At 48.6% G+C, this 18,615-nt stretch carries 12 protein-coding genes; 9 read left to right on the top strand and 3 right to left on the bottom strand.

Annotated elements, in window-relative coordinates; translation table 11 throughout:
- Positions 1-207: 207 nt before the first annotated feature.
- Together WG89_RS11030 and WG89_RS11025 are read right to left on the bottom strand one after the other, a co-directional pair.
- On the bottom strand, positions 208-2,373 hold the full coding sequence (locus tag WG89_RS11030; protein WP_172806787.1) for a TonB-dependent hemoglobin/transferrin/lactoferrin family receptor: 2,166 nt from the start codon (positions 2,371-2,373) through the stop codon (positions 208-210).
- Positions 2,374-2,696: 323 nt separating this feature from the next.
- Positions 2,697-3,782 carry an OmpA family protein gene (locus WG89_RS11025; protein ID WP_153301535.1) on the bottom strand — a complete coding sequence of 362 codons (1,086 nt, stop codon included), beginning with the start codon at positions 3,780-3,782 and terminating at the stop codon, positions 2,697-2,699.
- A gap of 122 nt (positions 3,783-3,904) precedes the next feature.
- Here WG89_RS11025 and WG89_RS11020 point away from each other — a divergent pair, with 122 nt between their 5' ends.
- From WG89_RS11020 to WG89_RS10985, 8 genes are all read left to right on the top strand, one after another.
- Positions 3,905-5,377, top strand: coding sequence for an amidohydrolase family protein (locus WG89_RS11020; RefSeq protein WP_062265626.1), 1,473 nt, complete (start codon positions 3,905-3,907; stop codon positions 5,375-5,377).
- Between the two features lie 116 nt (positions 5,378-5,493).
- Entirely contained in the window at positions 5,494-6,537 is a 1,044-nt protein-coding gene (locus WG89_RS11015; protein ID WP_062265623.1) for an endonuclease/exonuclease/phosphatase family protein, read from the top strand.
- 204 nt (positions 6,538-6,741) lie between these two features.
- Positions 6,742-9,027 (top strand): TonB-dependent hemoglobin/transferrin/lactoferrin family receptor, encoded by a 2,286-nt coding sequence (locus tag WG89_RS11010; RefSeq protein ID WP_062265621.1) that lies wholly within the window; start codon positions 6,742-6,744, stop codon positions 9,025-9,027.
- A 72-nt stretch (positions 9,028-9,099) separates the two neighbouring features.
- Positions 9,100-10,530, top strand: a complete 1,431-nt coding sequence (gene hutW, locus WG89_RS11005; RefSeq protein ID WP_062265618.1) for a heme anaerobic degradation radical SAM methyltransferase ChuW/HutW — start codon at positions 9,100-9,102, stop codon at positions 10,528-10,530.
- A 37-nt stretch (positions 10,531-10,567) separates the two neighbouring features.
- Entirely contained in the window at positions 10,568-11,074 is a 507-nt protein-coding gene (gene hutX / locus WG89_RS11000) for a heme utilization cystosolic carrier protein HutX (protein ID WP_062265615.1), read from the top strand.
- Between the two features lie 20 nt (positions 11,075-11,094).
- Positions 11,095-11,481 carry a nitrous oxide-stimulated promoter family protein gene (locus tag WG89_RS10995; RefSeq protein WP_062265612.1) on the top strand — a complete coding sequence of 129 codons (387 nt, stop codon included), beginning with the start codon at positions 11,095-11,097 and terminating at the stop codon, positions 11,479-11,481.
- The gene (locus WG89_RS10990; protein ID WP_062265609.1) at positions 11,474-12,283 is read left to right on the top strand and encodes an NAD(P)H-binding protein; all 810 of its coding nucleotides are present in this window, start codon (positions 11,474-11,476) and stop codon (positions 12,281-12,283) included. The genes WG89_RS10995 and WG89_RS10990 overlap by 8 nt, the downstream gene beginning before the upstream one ends.
- Positions 12,284-12,292: 9 nt before the next feature.
- Positions 12,293-12,673: a YbaN family protein gene (locus WG89_RS10985; RefSeq protein ID WP_245662901.1), complete on the top strand. Its 381-nt coding sequence runs from the start codon at positions 12,293-12,295 to the stop codon at positions 12,671-12,673.
- On the opposite strand, the gene WG89_RS10980 is transcribed toward WG89_RS10985, so the two are convergent.
- Positions 12,666-18,188: an RING-HC finger protein gene (locus WG89_RS10980; RefSeq protein ID WP_172806786.1), complete on the bottom strand. Its 5,523-nt coding sequence runs from the start codon at positions 18,186-18,188 to the stop codon at positions 12,666-12,668. The genes WG89_RS10985 and WG89_RS10980 overlap by 8 nt on opposite strands.
- Positions 18,189-18,460: 272 nt before the next feature.
- On the opposite strand from WG89_RS10980, the gene WG89_RS32895 reads away from it, so the two are divergent.
- The coding region (locus tag WG89_RS32895) for a transposase family protein (RefSeq protein ID WP_172806667.1) at positions 18,461-18,615 on the top strand (155 nt) is incomplete at its 3' end.

Here is an 18,615-nt window from a genome sequence, read left to right as displayed (position 1 = left end):
TCCTTGCCAGTGCTTTACATCATTGTCCCCGGGCACTGGTGGTCATCGGGACGGGATATTATGTAATAATTAAGTCAAATACAAATCGTTATCATTTAGATTAATTGTTGGTTTATACCCAAAAGCAGATAACAACTAAGAGAGTGGCGTGTGGCGGGAAGGCACCATGAGCTAAAAAAGATTTAGCTCATGGCTCTATGAGGGTGCTTAAAACTCGTATTTGGCACTGATAGAGAAGTTGCGGCCGGGCTCGCTGTAGCGATCCATATTCACATCACTGCTGGCGTTGCGTACTTCATTCCAGACTCGGTACTTCTTGTCAGTCAGGTTGAAGATACCGGCTCTGAGACTCAGGGATTTCACCGGTTTGTAATAGGCGGTAACATCCACAAGACCATAGCCGTCTGTTGCAAACTTTGAATTGTCTTCATTGTCAGCAATGTCATCGCTGTCCTTGGCGGCAACCAGAGTCCAGATTACTTCGGAACCCCATATTTCAGATGGGTCATCATAAGCCAGTCCAAAGACGGCTTTCAGTGGGGTAATGCTGTTCAGAGGCTGATTGGCTTTAGTGTCCTCACCTTCGGAATAGGCCAGAGAGGTTCTAAAGGTTGTACCTGCTGGCGCTCCTGCAAGTTCATCCAGCCAGACTTGGCTGCTCAGCTCAATACCCTTGATCTCGGCTTCATCAATATTCTGGTACTGGATGACGCCAAAGGGATATTTGGGATCCTGAGATGTCACGGATTCGATGAAATTTTTGTATTTGTTGAAGTAGGCGGCCACCTCAAAGCTACCCAGGCGACCACTGCCTCTTAAGCCGACTTCTATGGAGTCACTTTCTTCCGGTTTCAGATCCGGGTTTGCCTTGATCAGGTAGCCTCGACCACTGTCTTCTGAGTGGTACATATCGTTCAAATCAGGTGCTTTGAAACCCTGGCTGAATTGAGTAAAAGTGCTCAAAGTATCGGTCAGCTGGTAGGTTGCACCTATTCTTCCTGTAGCTTTGCCTGCGTCAGAGTTTTTGCTCTCTCCAGTAAAGCCTGCGGTTGCTTCAGGTTTGTACTCGTATTGGTCATAACGAATGCTGGGTGTTACGGTCAGGCGATCAGTAATTGTGATTTCATCCTGCAGGAAAAGAGCATATTTTTCCGCTGTAACAAGAGGAATGTAGTTCTTCTGGAAGGAGGAGCCGTCATCCAGGTTGTTGCTGACGTTTTTGTTGGTAACTTCATTTCTACCGATGTTAAAGCCATAAATCAGTTGATGGTCCAGGCCGGCCAGATTAAGGGCTTTGTTAAACTGACCCGACAACTGAAACAGCTCTTCGGTGTAGGTGTAGTCCTGAAGTCTGTTGGGGTAAGTGGTTCTGCCACTGTTATAGGTCGGCATTCTAGTCAGCATGTGACTTTCACTTTCCTGCCAGTCAAACTGCCAGCGCATGCTGTCAAAGGCGGCCAGGTTGGCTTCCCATTCATGGAAGACACCTATCCGGCCACGAGTGGATTCGTCATCCCCTTTAACGTTATCGGGTGTTGAAGATCTCAGGTCGGTTTCTGTTTTCAGTTGATAAAACTCACCGGTGATACCGACTCTGTTGGCTTCATTCAGTTGATATTGAGCCTTGGCTAGCAGGTTGTTGAGACCGGCATCCAGAGGGTCGGCCTTACCACGGCCACTGCCGTATACATCAGCACCTTCGTAGGTTTCAGTTTCCTGATAGTCACTGCGGGTATAGAGCAGCATGGTTTCCAGATCACCCGAGCGATTGGCCAGAGTCAGGGTTTCAGTCAGAGCTTTGTTGGCACTGGCATAACCCCCTTTGATAGAGGCGTAGCTGTCATTGCCTTCCTTGTTCAGGTAGTCGGCCGGGTCTTTGGTGCGAAAAGCTACCAAGCCACCGATGGCATCACTGCCGTGCAGGGAAGACGCCGGGCCCTTAACAATTTCCACCGCTTTCAGCGCATCAACATCAATAAAGCTTCTTTCAGAGCGAATGTAGTTGCCACCAGGCTGATAACTTCTGGCCTGATCCACGCCATCGACCAGAATTTTCACGCGGTTGCCGTCCATGCCGCGAATGTTAAAGTCCTTCATGCCCGTTCTGCCATCTGTGCTTACTTCGACACCTGGCTCATAGCGCACCATATCTCTGATACTGCGTGCGATGTTTTTTTCCATTTCATCGGTGTCGATAACGCTGACACTGCCGGCAATTTCGTTGACTTCCTTAGCCGTACGAGCAGCTGTCACCGTAATTTTATTTAGCTTTGTGACGGGAGTCTCAGAAGGTGCTTCCTGATTGTTTGCAGCTAATGCCAATGCAGGGGTGGCGGCTATGATGGCGATAGCCAGCTGGTTTTTCGTGAACATGAAGTCAGCCTGTTTTTCTTTTGTCATGGAGTGGTTTGTTGGACGGATACATTCCATGCCTTCATGACAATTTTCCTAAGGACTCTGAGCAGTAACACCTGTGAAACCGTGCGGTTGCCCCCGTTCCGGTAAGGGTGGTCTGTCAGTCTGGTGGCGGGATATTACTATTAATCTAAATCTAAATGCAAATCGTTCTCATTTAATATTTTTATAAGGATACAAATAAAACAAAGGTTAGACAGGCTGAGGTCTGTGCAGTTTGGGGTGGAGAATAGGAGGAAGATCGGTTTGAAAGGGGCTCACAGAGAGCCCCGGGAAAGAAGTTACTCTTTGATTTTGTGCTTCAGAGTGGCTTCGACCCTGCGATTGGCAGCGCGGCCTTCAGCTGTTTCGTTGCTGGCTGTAGGCTGTTCTTCACCGTAACCCATGGCTGTGATGCGGTCTTCTGCAATGCCGTAGTCGTTTACGAGAATATTGCGAACAGAGTCTGCACGACGTTGAGACAAGTTCTTGTTGTATTCAGCGGAACCTGTGTCGTCGGTGTGACCGGCAATTTCAACAGGAACTTCCGGGTAGGTTTTCAGGAATTTCACGACTTCATCGATATTGTCGATTTTTCCAGACACTTCAGCAGAGTTGGTCGCAAAGTTAACACTGAGATTCATACTGATATCTTTTATCAGCGCCAGCTTGCAACCATTGTCGTCCACTTTACGGCCTTTAGGTGTATCAGGGCACTGATCGCGGTAATCCGGTACTCCGTCTTCATCGGAATCCAGTGCGCAACCATTAGCATCAACTGGGGCTCCTGCTGGTGTATTCGGACAGTTGTCACGGCTGTCAGGTACACCGTCCTGATCGGTATCTGCTTCGACAGGAGCAGCAGCCGGAGCTGAACTACCGCCGAAGGCATAACTGATGCCAATGTTTACCAGGCTGTCCCAGGTGTTGTCGTCCATCCCATAAAGACCACGGACATCACCACGCAGAGACCAGTTTTCATCGAGCGCATAACGTACGCCAATGCCTGCATTAGCCTGAGTTTCCTGAGAGTCGTTCAGTTTACCTTCAAACTCTGCATGCCCCACACCCAGAACGGCAAAAGGTTGCCACTTCGCTGTCATGGGTTTGAAGTAGTAGAGGCCGTCCAGGTAATACTGGTTGACGTCTGTATCGCCGATTTTGCTATCAGCGTTGCTGTCCAGATATCTCAGCTCAGTGGCCCAGCGGTCATTGAAGCGATATTCACCACCAATAGTCAGGGTGGTGGCATCATCCAGATTGCGTTCAGAATCAAAATTCTGCAGGCCAATCGCCGGATTGATATACCAGCGCCCTTCATCAGCAGAAACAGAAGCGGCTAATCCTGCCGAAATCATAAAAGCCATTAGCTGTCGTTTTTTTTGCACGGCTGTATTCCCTGGTGCGTTTGAGGTGTGGACGAATTGTAACCATTTAATGTATGCGTGTTAAATGTCTGTGTGGTGTCAAATGATAAAACTACCAATATTCGATTACAGGGGCTGCGAATATGCTGGAGGGATTAAAAATCATAAATAGAATCTTGCCGATCATTATGGTGTTGTTACTTGCTCTGGCTGCTGTAGTAGCCATTCAGATTCAGTTACCGGCTGCATTGCCCTCGCCTGAGCCAGGGTTAAAGCTCAGCAATGTCGAGCTGGTTATCCCCGGTGAACCGCAATCTGCCCCTGTAAGCCTGGAGGTCAAAGGCCAGACTATTTCCCGTGTAACGTCTGCAGAGACTGATAAACACGATCCATACTCCGGTATGTATGTCATGCCCGGTTTGATTGACATGCATGCGCATTGGAATCACTTGCCATTACCGGATCAGAACGAGTTGTTTGCCTTTCTGCATCTTTATCATGGGGTTACCACTATTCGAACCATGGGGGATATGAAGCCGGGTCAGTCCTCGGAACTTCGTACCTTGATTTCTGAAGGAGAGATGGCAGGACCGAATATAGTGAGTTGTGGTCGTATGATTGATGGTCCGGATCCTGTCTGGGATTCTTCGTTAGTGGTGGATGATCCCTCTGATGCTGATCGTGTTGTTAAAAAACTGTCAGAGCAAGGTAATAGCTGTATCAAGGTATACGATCATGTGAAGCCAGATGTTCTGGACTCTCTGCGTATAGCTGCTCACAAATATGACATGCAGTTGGTAGGTCATGTTCCCCACGGTATGAATGCAGCTGAGGCCAGATTGGACGATGCTCAGCATTTACGAGGTTTTCCTCCGGCTGCTGACAACCCGGATAATTACATTGAAGGCCGTATGCAATGGCTGAATATGGATGAAAAGCGTCGAAAAGCTTTTGTTAAAGCTCTGGTTGAGCAGGGTGGTGCGGTTACACCGACGCTGGTGACGATTGAGAGAGTCCTGGCCAGCAAGAATCGGGAAACCATGCTGGCCGATAAAGCCAACGAACTTTTGCCTCACTATTACCGGGACACACTCTGGGATGCAGAAGAGGGTATAACAGCGGCAAGGTTTATGGACGAAGCTCAGATCATGGCTTTTGAAACCGTGCTGAAAGAGATGCAGGCTACGGTAAAAGAGCTTTATGAGGCGGGTGTGCCGATTCATGCCGGGACTGACACAATGGCCCCCGGCGTGATTCCCGGTGCTTCTTTAATCAGGGAGATTGAACTGCTTTCAGAGTCCGGGCTGGGTCCTGAGCAGGCTCTGGCTTCTGCCACCACTGTACCCGCAGAGTTTCTTGGTGAACCGGTTAGCTTTGAGCCTGGGGCTACGGCCAGTTTTGTGATTTATCGAGAAAATCCAAGGGAAAACCTGGCCGCCCTCAATACCATTGAAGCAGTGATTGTCGATGGTCGACTCTACACCCGCGACATGCTGGATGAGCAGATGAAAAAGTACCAGAAAAGATACGATGCTTTTGTTCAGCAGCAAGTGGTTCAGCCAGCTCTTAAGTTTGGAGTGAATCAGATGGTCAAAGAGAAGCTTGAACAGCTATGAGTTGGCTGTGTTTTCCCGAAAGCGTCTGGAGTCATTCTGATACCTGTCCCAGTATCTATACTTGATGCCCGTGGTCGGTTATCACCGATATGTGGCTCATCAAGTCAGGGGGCAATATGCCTTCAGTAATGAAGACATCTCAAATTCACACGTGGCTATTTTGGACTACTGTACTTCTTAAGCTGGGGCTTGGAACAGGGCATGCCTTTGCCAAGCCTCCCATTCAATGCAATGGGAAGCCGGAGGTTCTGGAGCCTGGCCAAACCTTCAAGGTAATGACCTGGAATGTCCAGTTTATGGCCGGCGGTATTTATGAATTATGGAATCCCCCGCAAAGCAGGGAATCCCTGGATATAGCAAAACAGCTGAAAGTCTTTCAACAGGTGGCAGACCTGATTGAGGAAGAAAATCCTGATATCCTTCTGCTTCAGGAAGTAGACGTAGATCCCAGGGTTAAAATGAATCAGGTTCAATGGTTCAAGGATGCCCTGCCTGCCCGGTTTCATTGCAGCACTTATACCGCTTACACCTATCTGAACGGACATGGATCACTGAATGACCGTAAAGAGCCTGGTGGACTGAATCTGCTGACCTTTTCAAGGTTTGCTGTTGAGAGTGCCGTCCGGCATGACCTTCCGGCAATACCAGACCAGTCTCTTTTGCCTCTGACCTGTAACAGGGCTTTACTGGAAGCCAGAATTAATCTTGGGGCCGGGTCACTCACGGTGATTAATACTCATCTGGATGCCTTCGCCCAGGGGCTGGACATCATGCAAAGACAGGTTCAGCAGCTGGATGAAAGACTGGCCACAATGTCAGGGGAATCCCAATGGTTGGTGGGTGGTGATTTTAACCTGATCCCTGAAGGGCAGTATGAACACCTGGATGATTCTGAAAAGTTCTGGTATCAGAAAGATTCAGAGTTATCTGTACTGACCTCCAAATATGCGGTGATTCCAACGCCGGAGCAGGCGTCGGGTGCTGAAAGACATCAGTGGTTTACGCAGGCTACCCACCCAAAGCTGGGTTTGGACAGAACGCTGGACTATCTCTTTCACTCAACCGGACTTAAGTTAATCAAGGCCAGAGTCGTTCAGGGTCATACTGAAACCCTGTCAGATCATCTGCCCGTCGTGGCAGAGTTCAAGCTGGCAAAGTGATCGTTAAGCCGTTGCGTAAACTCGACCGGAAATACGTATATCTCTAAACGATAATGATTTGCAATTAGGGTGTCTTAAAAAGTAACATCCTAATTAAATTCCAGGGTAAACCAGACAGCTCTCTCATAACTATCAGTCTGGTTAACCGTAGTTGGTAATTGACCCGGATTACGCACATCGGGTCCCAAGAAGTACAGGCAAACAATGAGCCTACCCGCGATTCAAAAAACTCATCTGGCCCTGGCAGTTATGGCTGTAGTAGCTGCCACAGCACAGGCTGAAGAAGCGTTACCTGCCACTCAGGCAACGTTGCTCGACCAGGTGACTGTTTCTGCAACCCGAACGGAACAAACACTGGATTCCGTGGCCAGCAGTGTGGATGTCACCACCGCAGATGACATTGAAAAAAGAATGGTCAACGACATTGATGATCTGGTTCGTTATGAGCCGGGCGTCAATGTAACAGACGATGGTCGTACAGGAGCAGGCAGCTTCAATATTCGCGGGATGGACGCCAACCGGGTCAAGATTACGGTTGATGGCGTCGATCAGGCCAAAGCTTTTGACTCCACCAAAATGTTCCTGCGTTCCCAGCGTAATTTCATTGATATGGAATCCATTAAGGCGGTAGAAGTCGTAAAAGGTCCGGCGTCCACCATTCATGGCAGTGATGCGATTGGCGGTGTAGTGGCTTTTGTCACTAAAGATCCAGCTGATTTCCTAAAGCCGGAAGGCGATGATTCTTACGCTTCCCTGAAAGGCGGCTACTCTTCCGCAGACAGCGCATTTACTGAAACGGGTACCCTTGCCAATCGCAATGGTGACCTGGAAAGCATGCTGATTTATACCCGCCGTGACGCCAAGGAGACCCAGACTCACAGTGGTGCTGATGTAACCGGTGATGCCAGGGGAGAAGCGGACCCAAAAGACATTGGCATTAACAACATTCTGGGTAAGTTGCAGTATCAAATTAACGATGCTCATCGTGTTGGCCTGACTGCAGAATGGCGTAAGCAGAATTCAGATACTGATCTGAAATCTCTGGTAGGCACTCAGCCTCAGGGCAACCCATCACCCTATGACAAGTTTGAAGCGGATGATTCTACCGAACGTAAGCGTTTAGGCGTTTTCCATGAATGGGAAGCTTTCACAACAGCGTTTGACACCCTGCACTGGTCCCTGAACTGGCAGGAGTCCGAAACCAACCAGATCACTGTTGATGAAATGAAGGTCAACACTGGTGGTAAGCTCAAACCGGTTTGGGAGACCCAAGCTCGAAACAAGGATTACATCTACAAGGAAACCAGTTGGCAGTTCGATTTGAATCTGACCAAAGAGCTGGACTTTAAAACGGCGAACCACCTGTTCAGTTATGGTCTGGCCTTTGAAAGAAAAGAACAGGACAACCTGAACAAGACGACCTATGTCCAGAACCCGGCTGATGAAAAGAATGACATCGGACGTTATGCGCCTTTGGCTACTGTTGATTCAGTAGGTATTTACTTTCAGGATGAAATCACCCTGCTGAATGACCGACTGACAGTAACGCCGGGAATCCGCTACGACAGTTTTTCTCCGAAGACTAAAACGGATCAATATTACACGACCGAGGTTAAGGATCAGTCCTACGATAACTGGTCTGCAAAACTGGGCGCTGTTTACAAGTTTACCGACGTGATCTCCGGCTTTGCCCAATACAGTCAGGGATTCGGTACGCCTGATATGTTTGCCATGTACTTTGAAGAGAAAGTACCGGGCATTGTGCATGTAAAGCCAAACCCCGAACTGAAGCCGGAAAAGAGCGACTCGATTGAAGTGGGCTTAAGAGCCAATGGCAGTCTGGGCAGTGCCGAGCTGACCTTCTTCTACAACCAGTACGATAACTTTATCGAGCAGGTCTATTTGGGTAAAAGCAATACCTACCCTGTTGCCGGGATTTATCAGTATCAAAACCTGGATGACACCAAGATTAAAGGGGTCGAATTCAAGGGCAACCTTTGGCTGGATGAAGCCTTTGGGGCACCCGTAGGTACCAGTTTGAAAACCGCCATCGCCTGGAGCAAGGGGCGAGGAACGCTGACCGATGCCAATGGCAACCTGCTGGAAGATGAGCCGTTAAACAGCATTGCACCTCTGACTGCAGTTATTGGACTTGGCTACGATGCTCCCAGCGAGAACTGGGGTGGCGAGCTGATGTGGACACTGGTTGCTGAGAAAGATAAGGATGATATTTCTCAAAACGATACAGCCTCTGATGAAACCGGTCCTAATGGCGATCAATACGCGACACCTGGCTACGGCATTGTGGATATGACCACATACTACAAGCCGATAAAGGATGTGACGCTGACCGCCGGTATCTTCAACATTGCCGACAAAAAATACTGGAAGTGGGATGACGTACGCGGTCTTTCCAGCACCTATGAAGGTCTTAACCGCTATACCCAGCCTGGCAGAAACTTCTCTGTCAGTGTGAAGTGGGAAATCTGAGCCTGACTTCTCTCCAGAGCCCTGTTTAGCAGGGCTCTGAATACCGAACATTTTGAAATTGATTGATGTGCTATGAACCAGCCAGTTGTAATTACTGAGGCCATGGCAGGGCGCTCTGTGCCTGATCCACTGCGCCATGCCTTTGACAAAAAGACCAATGCGCACAGCCGTGGCGCCGGAACGCCTCTGCCTCCACACCAGTGGCAGGAAGCCTGGGATCGCCTGATGACTCTGCCGGGCAAGGGCAAACGGGCGGCGTATTTTCATATCCCATTTTGCAAAACCAAATGTTCCTATTGTGGTTTTTTTCAGAACACCACGAAAGAAGCTCAGGTTGAACGTTATGTTGATTATCTGATTCGTGAAATCGAGATGACAGCAGCATTGCCAAGAGTTCAGAGTGCGCCTATTCACGCAGTGTACTTTGGTGGTGGAACACCCACAGATCTTACCCCTGAGCAGATTCGCCGACTGGGTAAAGTCATTCGCAAGCACCTTCCGCTGGCCAATGATTGCGAAATGACGTTTGAGTCTCGCTTTAATGGCCTGACCGATGAAAAAATCGATGCCTGCATTGAGGCCGGATTTAACCGCTTTTCTCTGGGGGTTCAGACCTTTGATTCCACTATCCGCCGGAAAATGAGCCGAATCGATCCTCAGGAAGTGATCCTTGAGCGACTGCAAAAGCTGATGTCTACGGATCAGGTGGCCGTGGTGGTGGATCTGATTTTTGGCCTGCCTTACCAGACCACAGAAAGCTGGCTGAAAGACCTTGAGATTCTGGTAGACAGCGGAATTGATGGCGCTGATCTTTATCAGTTGATTCTTATGGGTCACACCCGAATGGCACAGAGTATTGAAAAAGGTTCAATGCCAACCCCGGCTGGTACTGAAGAAAAAGCCGATCGTTTTCTGGCGGCCATCGATTTTCTGAATAAAAAACATTTCCGTCGTTTAAGTGTCAGTCACTGGGGAAGAAGCGCACGAGAGCGCAACCTCTACAACCACCTGTCAAAATCTGGTGCGGAAGTGATTCCTTTCGGATCAGGCGCTGGTGGCAACATTGCTGGCCACAGCATGATGCTTCAGCGCAAGCTGGATGATTACTATGCCGACATCGATGCAGGCAGAAAACCTGTAATGGGTGTTGTTGCCCCAAGTCCTCTGTACAAGGCGTTTAATGCTGCAGGTGCCGCTTTTGATCTGGGTTTCCTGAACTTGAAAGAGATGGATAAGAGCGGGTTTGAATTCAGTCGCCTCTGTCGTCCACTGTTTGAGGCCTGGGTGAGTAATGGTCTGGCTGAAATGAATGGCGAGTTTCTTGATTTAACCCTGGCCGGACAGTTCTGGGCTGTGAATATGAATCAGGGACTGCAGCAATATTTGCTGGCTTTGACGGGCGAAGCCTCTGAGTCCGGAGTGCACATGGGCGGGCATGCCAAAAGAGCGCCTGTGTCTGGTGGTGCACCTAAAGGCTGCCCTCATCACAGCAAGCAGTCTTGAAGTTAGCGAAGTAAAAGTATTATCAGGAGTAGACATTATGACATCCATCAATACCCGGGAAGCTGTTCGCACTATCATTGCCGAGAACCCTGAAAAGCTGCCTGCAGAGATTGCCGCTGAACTGTCAGTCACTGAACTAGAGGTCGTCAGCAACCTGCCAGAAGATATGGCGACTCTGCTGGATGGCAGCCTTTTTGAAAAGCTCACTGAAGAGTTCCGTACCTGGGGTGAACTGCTGACGGTTATTGACGTCGATGGCCATATTTTTGAACTGGCCGGTCCTTTCCCGAAAGGCGGCATGAAGTTTGGCTATTACAACATGAGTGACAAAAACACGCCTCTGAAAGGCCACCTGAAGCTGGATGGTTACAGCAAAATTGCCCTGGTTTCCAAGCCTTTCCATGGTGTCGATACCAAGTCGGTACAATTCTTCAGTCACTCAGGCAATACCGTATTCAAGCTTTATATCCGTCGTAACAAAGACAAGAGTTTTGTGACAGAGCAACTGGAAAAATTTGAAGCGCTGAAGCAGCTTGCTGCCTGAGTCTTAAGCGATAACACTCTATGAAAAAACTGACAGAGCCTTTGACAGGCGCACTGCTCTTTGAGCACAACACCATCACCGCCATGACGCGTATTTACTGTCGTGATCACCATGTTGACAGGCAGCGTGAGCAGGGGCTTTGTCAGGAGTGTCTGGAGTTTGTCGAATTTGCCGGGTTCCGTTTGAGCAAATGCCCTTATGGGCAGGTGAAACCGGTCTGTCAGAATTGTCCGATCCACTGCTACCAAAAAGATATGAAGGAAAAAGCCCGGATTATCATGCGTTACGGTGGACCCAGAATGCTCCTGAGGCATCCGGTTATGGCTGTCAGGCATTTATGGCATGCCCGAAAGCCCAATCCCGAATTGCCTAAAAAGAAACGAGCCAAAGGAAAAAGCAGTGACTAATCAAACCTCCATCAGCATCGTTGGTTATGGTCGAGTGGGTTTGCCACTGGCTGAAGCACTGGTCGAGAAAGGCTATGACGTCAGCGGCACCGTTACCCGTCAGGAAAAGTGCGATGAACTGAATGCCAGGGGGTTGAAAACCTCTGTTCTAAAGTTCACTCCTGAGCCTGAAGGTGATCTCAAGACTGCATTCAATGCTAATATTCTGATCGTGACCGTACCTCCCTCCAGAGAGACTTCTTCTCATTTCACTACGATCATGCAACGTATTGCTGATGAAGCTGAAAGTCATAGTGTGAAGAAAGTTCTGTTTATTTCAGCTACTTCTGTTTATCGCCAGAACAATGACGTGGTACGTGAAGAAGATGCTTCTCATGACAGCGATGCCTTTATGGGATTATCCTGGCTACCGATTGAAGAATTGTTCACCCAACGTTCGTCTTTTGCTACAACGGTCGTTCGTTTCTCGGGTCTGATGGGCAGAGGCATTAATCCGGGACTTTACTTTGCTGGCCGAGAGCTGAAAGGACCAGATAGTCTGGTTAACATGATCCATGTTGATGATTGTGTGGGCATTATGACCGCGATTATTGAGCAGGACGCATGGGGCGAAGTCTTTAACGGCTCTGCAGATGAACACCCGACCAAGCGTGACTTTTACAACCGGGCCTGTGAAGCATCCGATATGCCTTCGCCTGTTTTTCTCAATGAAGCGGCTCCTTATCGAATTGTGAACAGCGATAAAGTCAAAAGTAAACTGGGCTATCGTTTTCAATTTCCTGACCCCATGAAAGGTTTCTGAATGATCCGGGTGTTGTTGGTAATAGCTGGACTGCTGTCTCTGGTGGCAGGTGTAATGGGTATTGTTTTGCCCTTGTTGCCAACAACCCCCTTTCTATTGTTATCCGCTTTCTGTTTTGCCCGTTCAAGCAAACGCCTGCACCACTGGTTAATGAATCATCGCAACTTTGGCACACTGTTGAGCAACTGGGAAAAACACAGGGGCATGAAAGCCAGCCATAAGCGTCGTGCCCTCCTCTTAACAGTGTTGAGTTTCATGCTCAGTATTGCTCTGACCCCTCTGTGGGAAGTTCAGGTTTTTCTGGTTTTCATGGCCGGCTGTGTCCTGACGGGTATCTCGCGAATTTCAGTGATTCCTGATGAACCACAAAGCAGCAATATGACTACCTGATATTATCGAGCCCCTGCATAGGCTTTCTGCATTTATGGCAGGGCAGCGGATCACCAGGGTGGTTCCGTTTGTTTATTTCCAAAAGTTTTTCCAGGCATTCTTTACAGATAGTGTGTCCACAGGGCTGAAGTCGAACATCGCTGATTTTGTCCATACAGCTTGGGCAAACCAGATCCTGAGCCATTTGAAAGGATGCTTTGGCAAAAGCCTGACAAAGTTGTTCGGCGTTAATTCTGCCTTTCATAAGCTGATCCTCTGAATCGCCCAGATAGCTGCGCATTTCTTTCAAAACGGTCTCTCCGAGCTGTTGTAGAACGGCTGCTGGAATCTTTGGCTGTTGTTTCTTGTAACACTCCTTGATGAATTCAATTAATTGTCCCACAGAATATGAAAGAGGCTGAGGGAGATAGAAAGGTCGAATGTAGGGGCACCCTGGCCGTAGAGTCTGATGGGCATACCAGGGATTCACCTGACCAAGGTAAGGGCCTATATTCAGCTGGCATTCGGGACACTCAATCTGCCGGTTCTCCTGATTGTATCGAAAGCCTGCCAGTGCCAGCTCATTGGCATTTAAAGCTCTATGACTGTTCAACAGAGAATTTCTGCGTACCTCCAGGGCTTTTTCATCCACAGGATGGTGCAGCCTCTGCTTGAGTATTGTGACAGAGCAGAAGTCGGTATCATCCTTATGTTCTCCTTCCGGGCATACAAGACAATGGTTTACCAGGGGGGTGTTATGCACCTTGGTACAGCCTGAGCAGTACCATTGATGTCCATACCCTAGTACTTGTTGCAGTAGTGATAAGGGTGTGAGGACCACAGGGTGAGTGGGATGGTTTTCAAGGTAAAGCGCTGAAGAGGGGGCTCCAGGGCTAAGGGGTAATGTTGGGTGAGGATCTGAAATGATAACGGAACCCAGTGTCCCATCATGAATAGGCTGCATAAAGTGCATAAGGGCAGCGGCTATGTGTTTTGGCAGTAAATGGTGGCTCAATATCAAAGACAAATCAGCCGGTGTAACCTGGCCAGGATCAGGGTTTACAAGCTGGCCTGCCAGTACCGATAGAGCAATTGACAGGGTGTTCTGAGCCAAGCGGGTATCGGAGGTTTCTGTATACAGGATACCTGCTGTTTCAACTCCCTGGTCGTTTTGGAATCTGACCAGTTGAACCGCTTTAAAGACAGGGTGAATTCCCATCTGATTAAGCAAAATAAGAAGAGAGCTGAGCTGAATCAGGTATTCGCCACGTTGGGTATCTGGCCAGTTCGTTGAGTGCTGTAAGACTGGGTGAATGTCACTGTGCACATTGTATTTATCTGGAGAGTCCACATCTTCAGGTGGTTTGACGGCATGACAGGTATGCAGTGAAAGCCTTCGTGTCTGGGCACCCTGTGCGAAATGGGCAGCAGTAAATAAGGGACACTCTTCACTTATAATGTCTCTCTGGCTGTTTTGCCAGATCAACCTTACCTTCTGTGTTTGTTCAGGATCAGATACCCGAACGACAAACGGAGTGTCAGAACCATAGGTAGTCAGCACTGGATTCTTCTGGTTCAGTTGTTGATGAGCAGCCAGATGTCTGATTACTCTCTGTAGTAGAAATCTTTGATTCCAGCTGACCATTTCCTCATCTGTTATATGGGTCAGCCCGGGAATCAGGTTGTGTTTACTCCAGCTGTGAAGCTCAAGACTATCCAGAGTTCCGGATGAAGAGCAGCCAGGCTCGCGACACTGGTAGAGTATTTGGGCGGCTTTGAGTGCCAGGGATTCATGATCGGAATAGGGAACCAGACTCTGCTCCCTTTTGGTATTGCAGAAAGTACAGCTTGAATCGGTTTGATCCTGGCTCATGGTGCTGGTGATGCAATCAAGACAGAGCGTGGTTTCACAACAATCCGGTTTTTTGGGGGATTTCAGAACATGGTTGCACTGTGTGCATTGTAAGGACTTCTCCTTGTCTTTCCCTCTATTGATGATGGCAATGGGAACGATCAGAGGCATATCGGTATCAAGCCAGTTCGGATTTTCCCTGAGTGTGGCCATTGCGGCCTGATAATGTTGATGCATAGGTTCCTGTGGAGGTGCGAGGTGCCAGTTATGGATCAATTTGGCCAGTGCTTGTCGGAACTGATAGCGCGAAGCTGGCAGAATCTGGCTGGTTCTTATAAGGCCTGCAACCAGCTCCACGTCTTTGGCAATCTCCATGGATTGATGATGACTGAGGTTGTGCCCGGTAAATAAACCCAGCAGGCCTCTGGCCAGGTCTGTATGGAGAGGGACTGGATTAGGGGAAGAGCTCAACGTTTTGTAGAGTACAAACTGCAGAAAGGGCGTGTTTTGGTTAAATCTTCCTGTTTCCAGACGCAGGGTAACAGGGTCTGGCATTGGTTGTGATCTTTCGAGATCATGTGCCGCCCATTCGATTTGCTGAATCAGGTTGGGTAGTGCACTGGACAGTGATTGCAGAGGCACTATCCACACCCCCTGAACTTCACTATCAAAAGATAAATGGGTGAGTAGGCCGCTGTATGGAGGATGACCCGACACAGCAAGTTCGCCGTGTATTGAGGTGACGTCTGGAATGTTGAAATGGCTTTTAAGTCGTTGATTCAAGGCATCAGTAAGAAGAGCGGGCTCAGCCACTCCCAGTAGATGATTCAGTGTTTGGTTGATTTTCGGATAGATTTCACCAAGAGGCGTCCAGATCAACTTACTCTTCAATTCAAAGAGTCGTTTATTGATCTGTTCTCTGAGTGAGGGGGTCAGAAGTGCCATTGAGTCCATTTGGATTGTGCCTGAGCCTGGAAAGTGCAGCAGATGATTGAGCAAGGTTAATCCGGAATGCTCAAATACTATTCCCAGTACTCTTGGGTCGGGAATACGACCATTCTGGTTAAGAAAAACATTCATTACTTCTTTAAAACGACTATTGTCGTTAACTTTGCGGGATGCTTTTTCTAAGTGCTTTTGGGTCAGTCCCAGAAAGTAGCCGGTCACAGCCCAGTAACCAGATAGTCGGTGACGTTCAGTCAGAAAAACAATGCAGTTCACAAGATGTTGGACCGGATCTATGTGCTCTGTATCAGGAGCCAGAACTTTGCAGGCCTCCAGAGAATGATGAAGCAGGCTGGGTAAAGTAGCGGGGAGTTGCTCTTGTATAGCTGACACTAAGGGTAGCCAGTCCGGAAAGTTGTCAGCCTGCCACAGGACAGATTTATGTTGTTCCAGCTCTTGAATGTCGAGCCGTCCCGGGTGTTGTTGTAGAAATAGGGCGTATTGATAGCTTAGCCATTGAACTTCTACTGTCGTTGAAGTTGGGAGCACAGGCTCTACCAGGTTATGAGTCAGCAGTTTATGAATCTGGGGCATATTCGCTTGTTCTGCTGCCTGAATCATTACCGAGCGTGTAATGGCTTTCCCGGATAGCAGGACTTTCAACAAATTCTGAGGGTTGTCTTGATGCTTCTGATAAGCCTGGGCAATTTGTTCGGGTTGAGAGCCAGTTAGCCAGGCTAACAGAAGCCACTTTTCCTGAGCTGCATCCTGTTGAGCCAGCCAGTCCAGATCCTGCTTCGTGATACTGCCCTTCAGCCATTTATCCTGATCAAACTTTTCAGAACAGAGCACCAGGAAGTCGGGAATATGCTGCAGGGCCACAGACGGAGTGGCCTGATTTTCTTTACGGCAGTTCTGCCGTGAATTCAGCCAGTGTCTGAGCGTCAGGTCTTCCCAGACATGTCGTGTATGACTGAATGCGATCTGACAATGCGGGCAGAACAAATGTTGTGCATTACAGCTCAAGCCTGCTGCAGCCATAATCTCGGGATGACAGTGCAGTGGAAAGGAGCAAAGAGTATCCGGCTTGGGGGGAGCACCTCCTTCTATAAAATGGCTGACCGGAGAGAGTTGAACAGATTTCAGGTTACCGTTTTGACTGTCCAGAAGCTTTCCTAAATGAGCCAGTAACTGCTGTGTAGAAATCGAAGGCGTGATATCAGCCGATGGTAGCCAGTGAGCCATGTTCATCAATTCCAGTACAGGTCTTAGATGATAGGGCAACAACTTAAGGCAGCTCTTTTCAAGGCGGGCGATGCTGTTTGCCATTCGAGGGTATTTACCTTCGGGAAGCAGTTGACCTGTCAACACTTCAAGCACTAGCTGGGCAAACGCTCCGGGGCTGAAGTCTTGTGCCAGCCCTGGCTCAAGGATAATGCCAGGAACCGTCAGCTCGGGATCAAAAGCAATCAGGTGCTGTAGGTGAAGCGGCCTCTGAAAAGCAGGATTCTGCTGATCCAATTCTACTACTAGCCGTCTGAGATATTGGACGCGGTTTTGCAGAGGCCAGACATCAAAGTCATGGAGCAAAGTTGTCAGGCTTTTCCAGCCAGGTTTAACGTTAAAAAAAGCGACAGTGGAAGGGTGGTCGCCTTCTTGTTGTTCTATATGAGCATAATAAGCACCTGGGTCTCCCCCTTGAGACGAAGCGACAGTGAGAGCTTTATCCTGCATAACTGGGCCGGACCGTTGCAGAAAGGGGGAAGGAGCATCGTGTAGCAGGGAGCTATATACAGTCTGATGATCAGGAAGCACCATGAAGTAGTGAGGAATGGCTCCCGGTAGCAGTGTTCTGAGGTTTTCAGGGCGGGTGAGTCTCAGGAAGAGGAAGTGCTCGGTGCTTCGTTCATCGAGCGCGGACTGTCTAGGCCACTCTTTTTTAGAGGTGGCATAAAGCCATTGGTGCAACAGCTTACGAAAGGTTCGATAGGGGTCTAACGCTTCGTAATACCATTCATTTCCCTCTTGCTCATAGCTTGTTAGCAGTCTTGATAGTTCCTCAAACTCAAAAGCGTACTGGCTTTCATCGGTAGTCACTAATCTGAAGAAGATGGAAATAAAAGAGGACAGATAGGTGTCGGGAGCTTCTCTATCAAGCTGCTTATGGGCTTGCAGGGCTGAATCAAAAATCAGTGAGCTTTCGGCAGGGGAAATGGGAGCCCGCAACAGCCACTCCAGTAATAACTGTTTAAGATTGCTGCGAATATTGAGCGTGTGTGGTGTAGATTGTGGAACAGAATAAATGACCAGTTGGCTGGCTTCAGTGCCTGATTCCAGCCACATACCCTGAAGAATAACATTCGTTTGCTGACCTTCAGCAATTCTTTGCAGGGTATGAAGAGCATTGGCCACCACACTGAAAAAAATCATGGTCTCACTGAAAAAGTGACGCTGGCTTTCAGAAGGGATGAGCGTTCCCAGGTACCGACTGCCCAGAGGCAGTCGGCTTGAATAGGCAGGACTTATGTTTTCCCTGACAGGAAAGGGGTTTGACAGAAGCTTTCGAAAATTAGGTGCAGACTCCTTTGGGCTCACATAAAGAGCATCGTTAAGTACCGTACGCCAGGTATCTGGATAATGCCCAATCACTAAATGATCGATATGGGTATCCCAGTCTTTTGTCGTTAAAGCCACTTTTGCGTTGCCTATGCGCTGATGATCAAGAAGACCTGACAACATGAGCTCAGCTGGAGTTTTGTAGGTTATATCTTCAAACGAGAATCTGTTGGGAAACATTCTAGTTCTTGACGAAGAGGGAAAGCGAATCAGTATTTCTGAAACAGAGGCATCGCGGGGGTATTCAGGTAATTGCAGAATGCTGGCAACGATCCCCATACCGCTTTCATGAAGTACCAGAGACAGGGCAATTGCATCAATCTGAACACTCGAAGATAAATTTCTTGTAAACTCTCTATCCAGTTTATTCGAGTCTCCTAGAGTAGTTCATCCGCATGGAAGCCAAGCAGTACCAGCCACTAGCTGATTTTTTAGCCAAAGTTCCTGATCCTCGCTGCCCCGGCATGTGTGATCACAACCTGCTCGATATACTTATCATTGCTGTATGCGCAGTCATATGTGGAGCGGACGAGTGGCAAGACATGGAGGA

The organism is Endozoicomonas arenosclerae (assembly GCF_001562015.1).
GTDB lineage: Bacteria > Pseudomonadota > Gammaproteobacteria > Pseudomonadales > Endozoicomonadaceae > Endozoicomonas_A > Endozoicomonas_A arenosclerae.
This window is presented reverse-complemented; position numbering and strand designations above follow the sequence as displayed.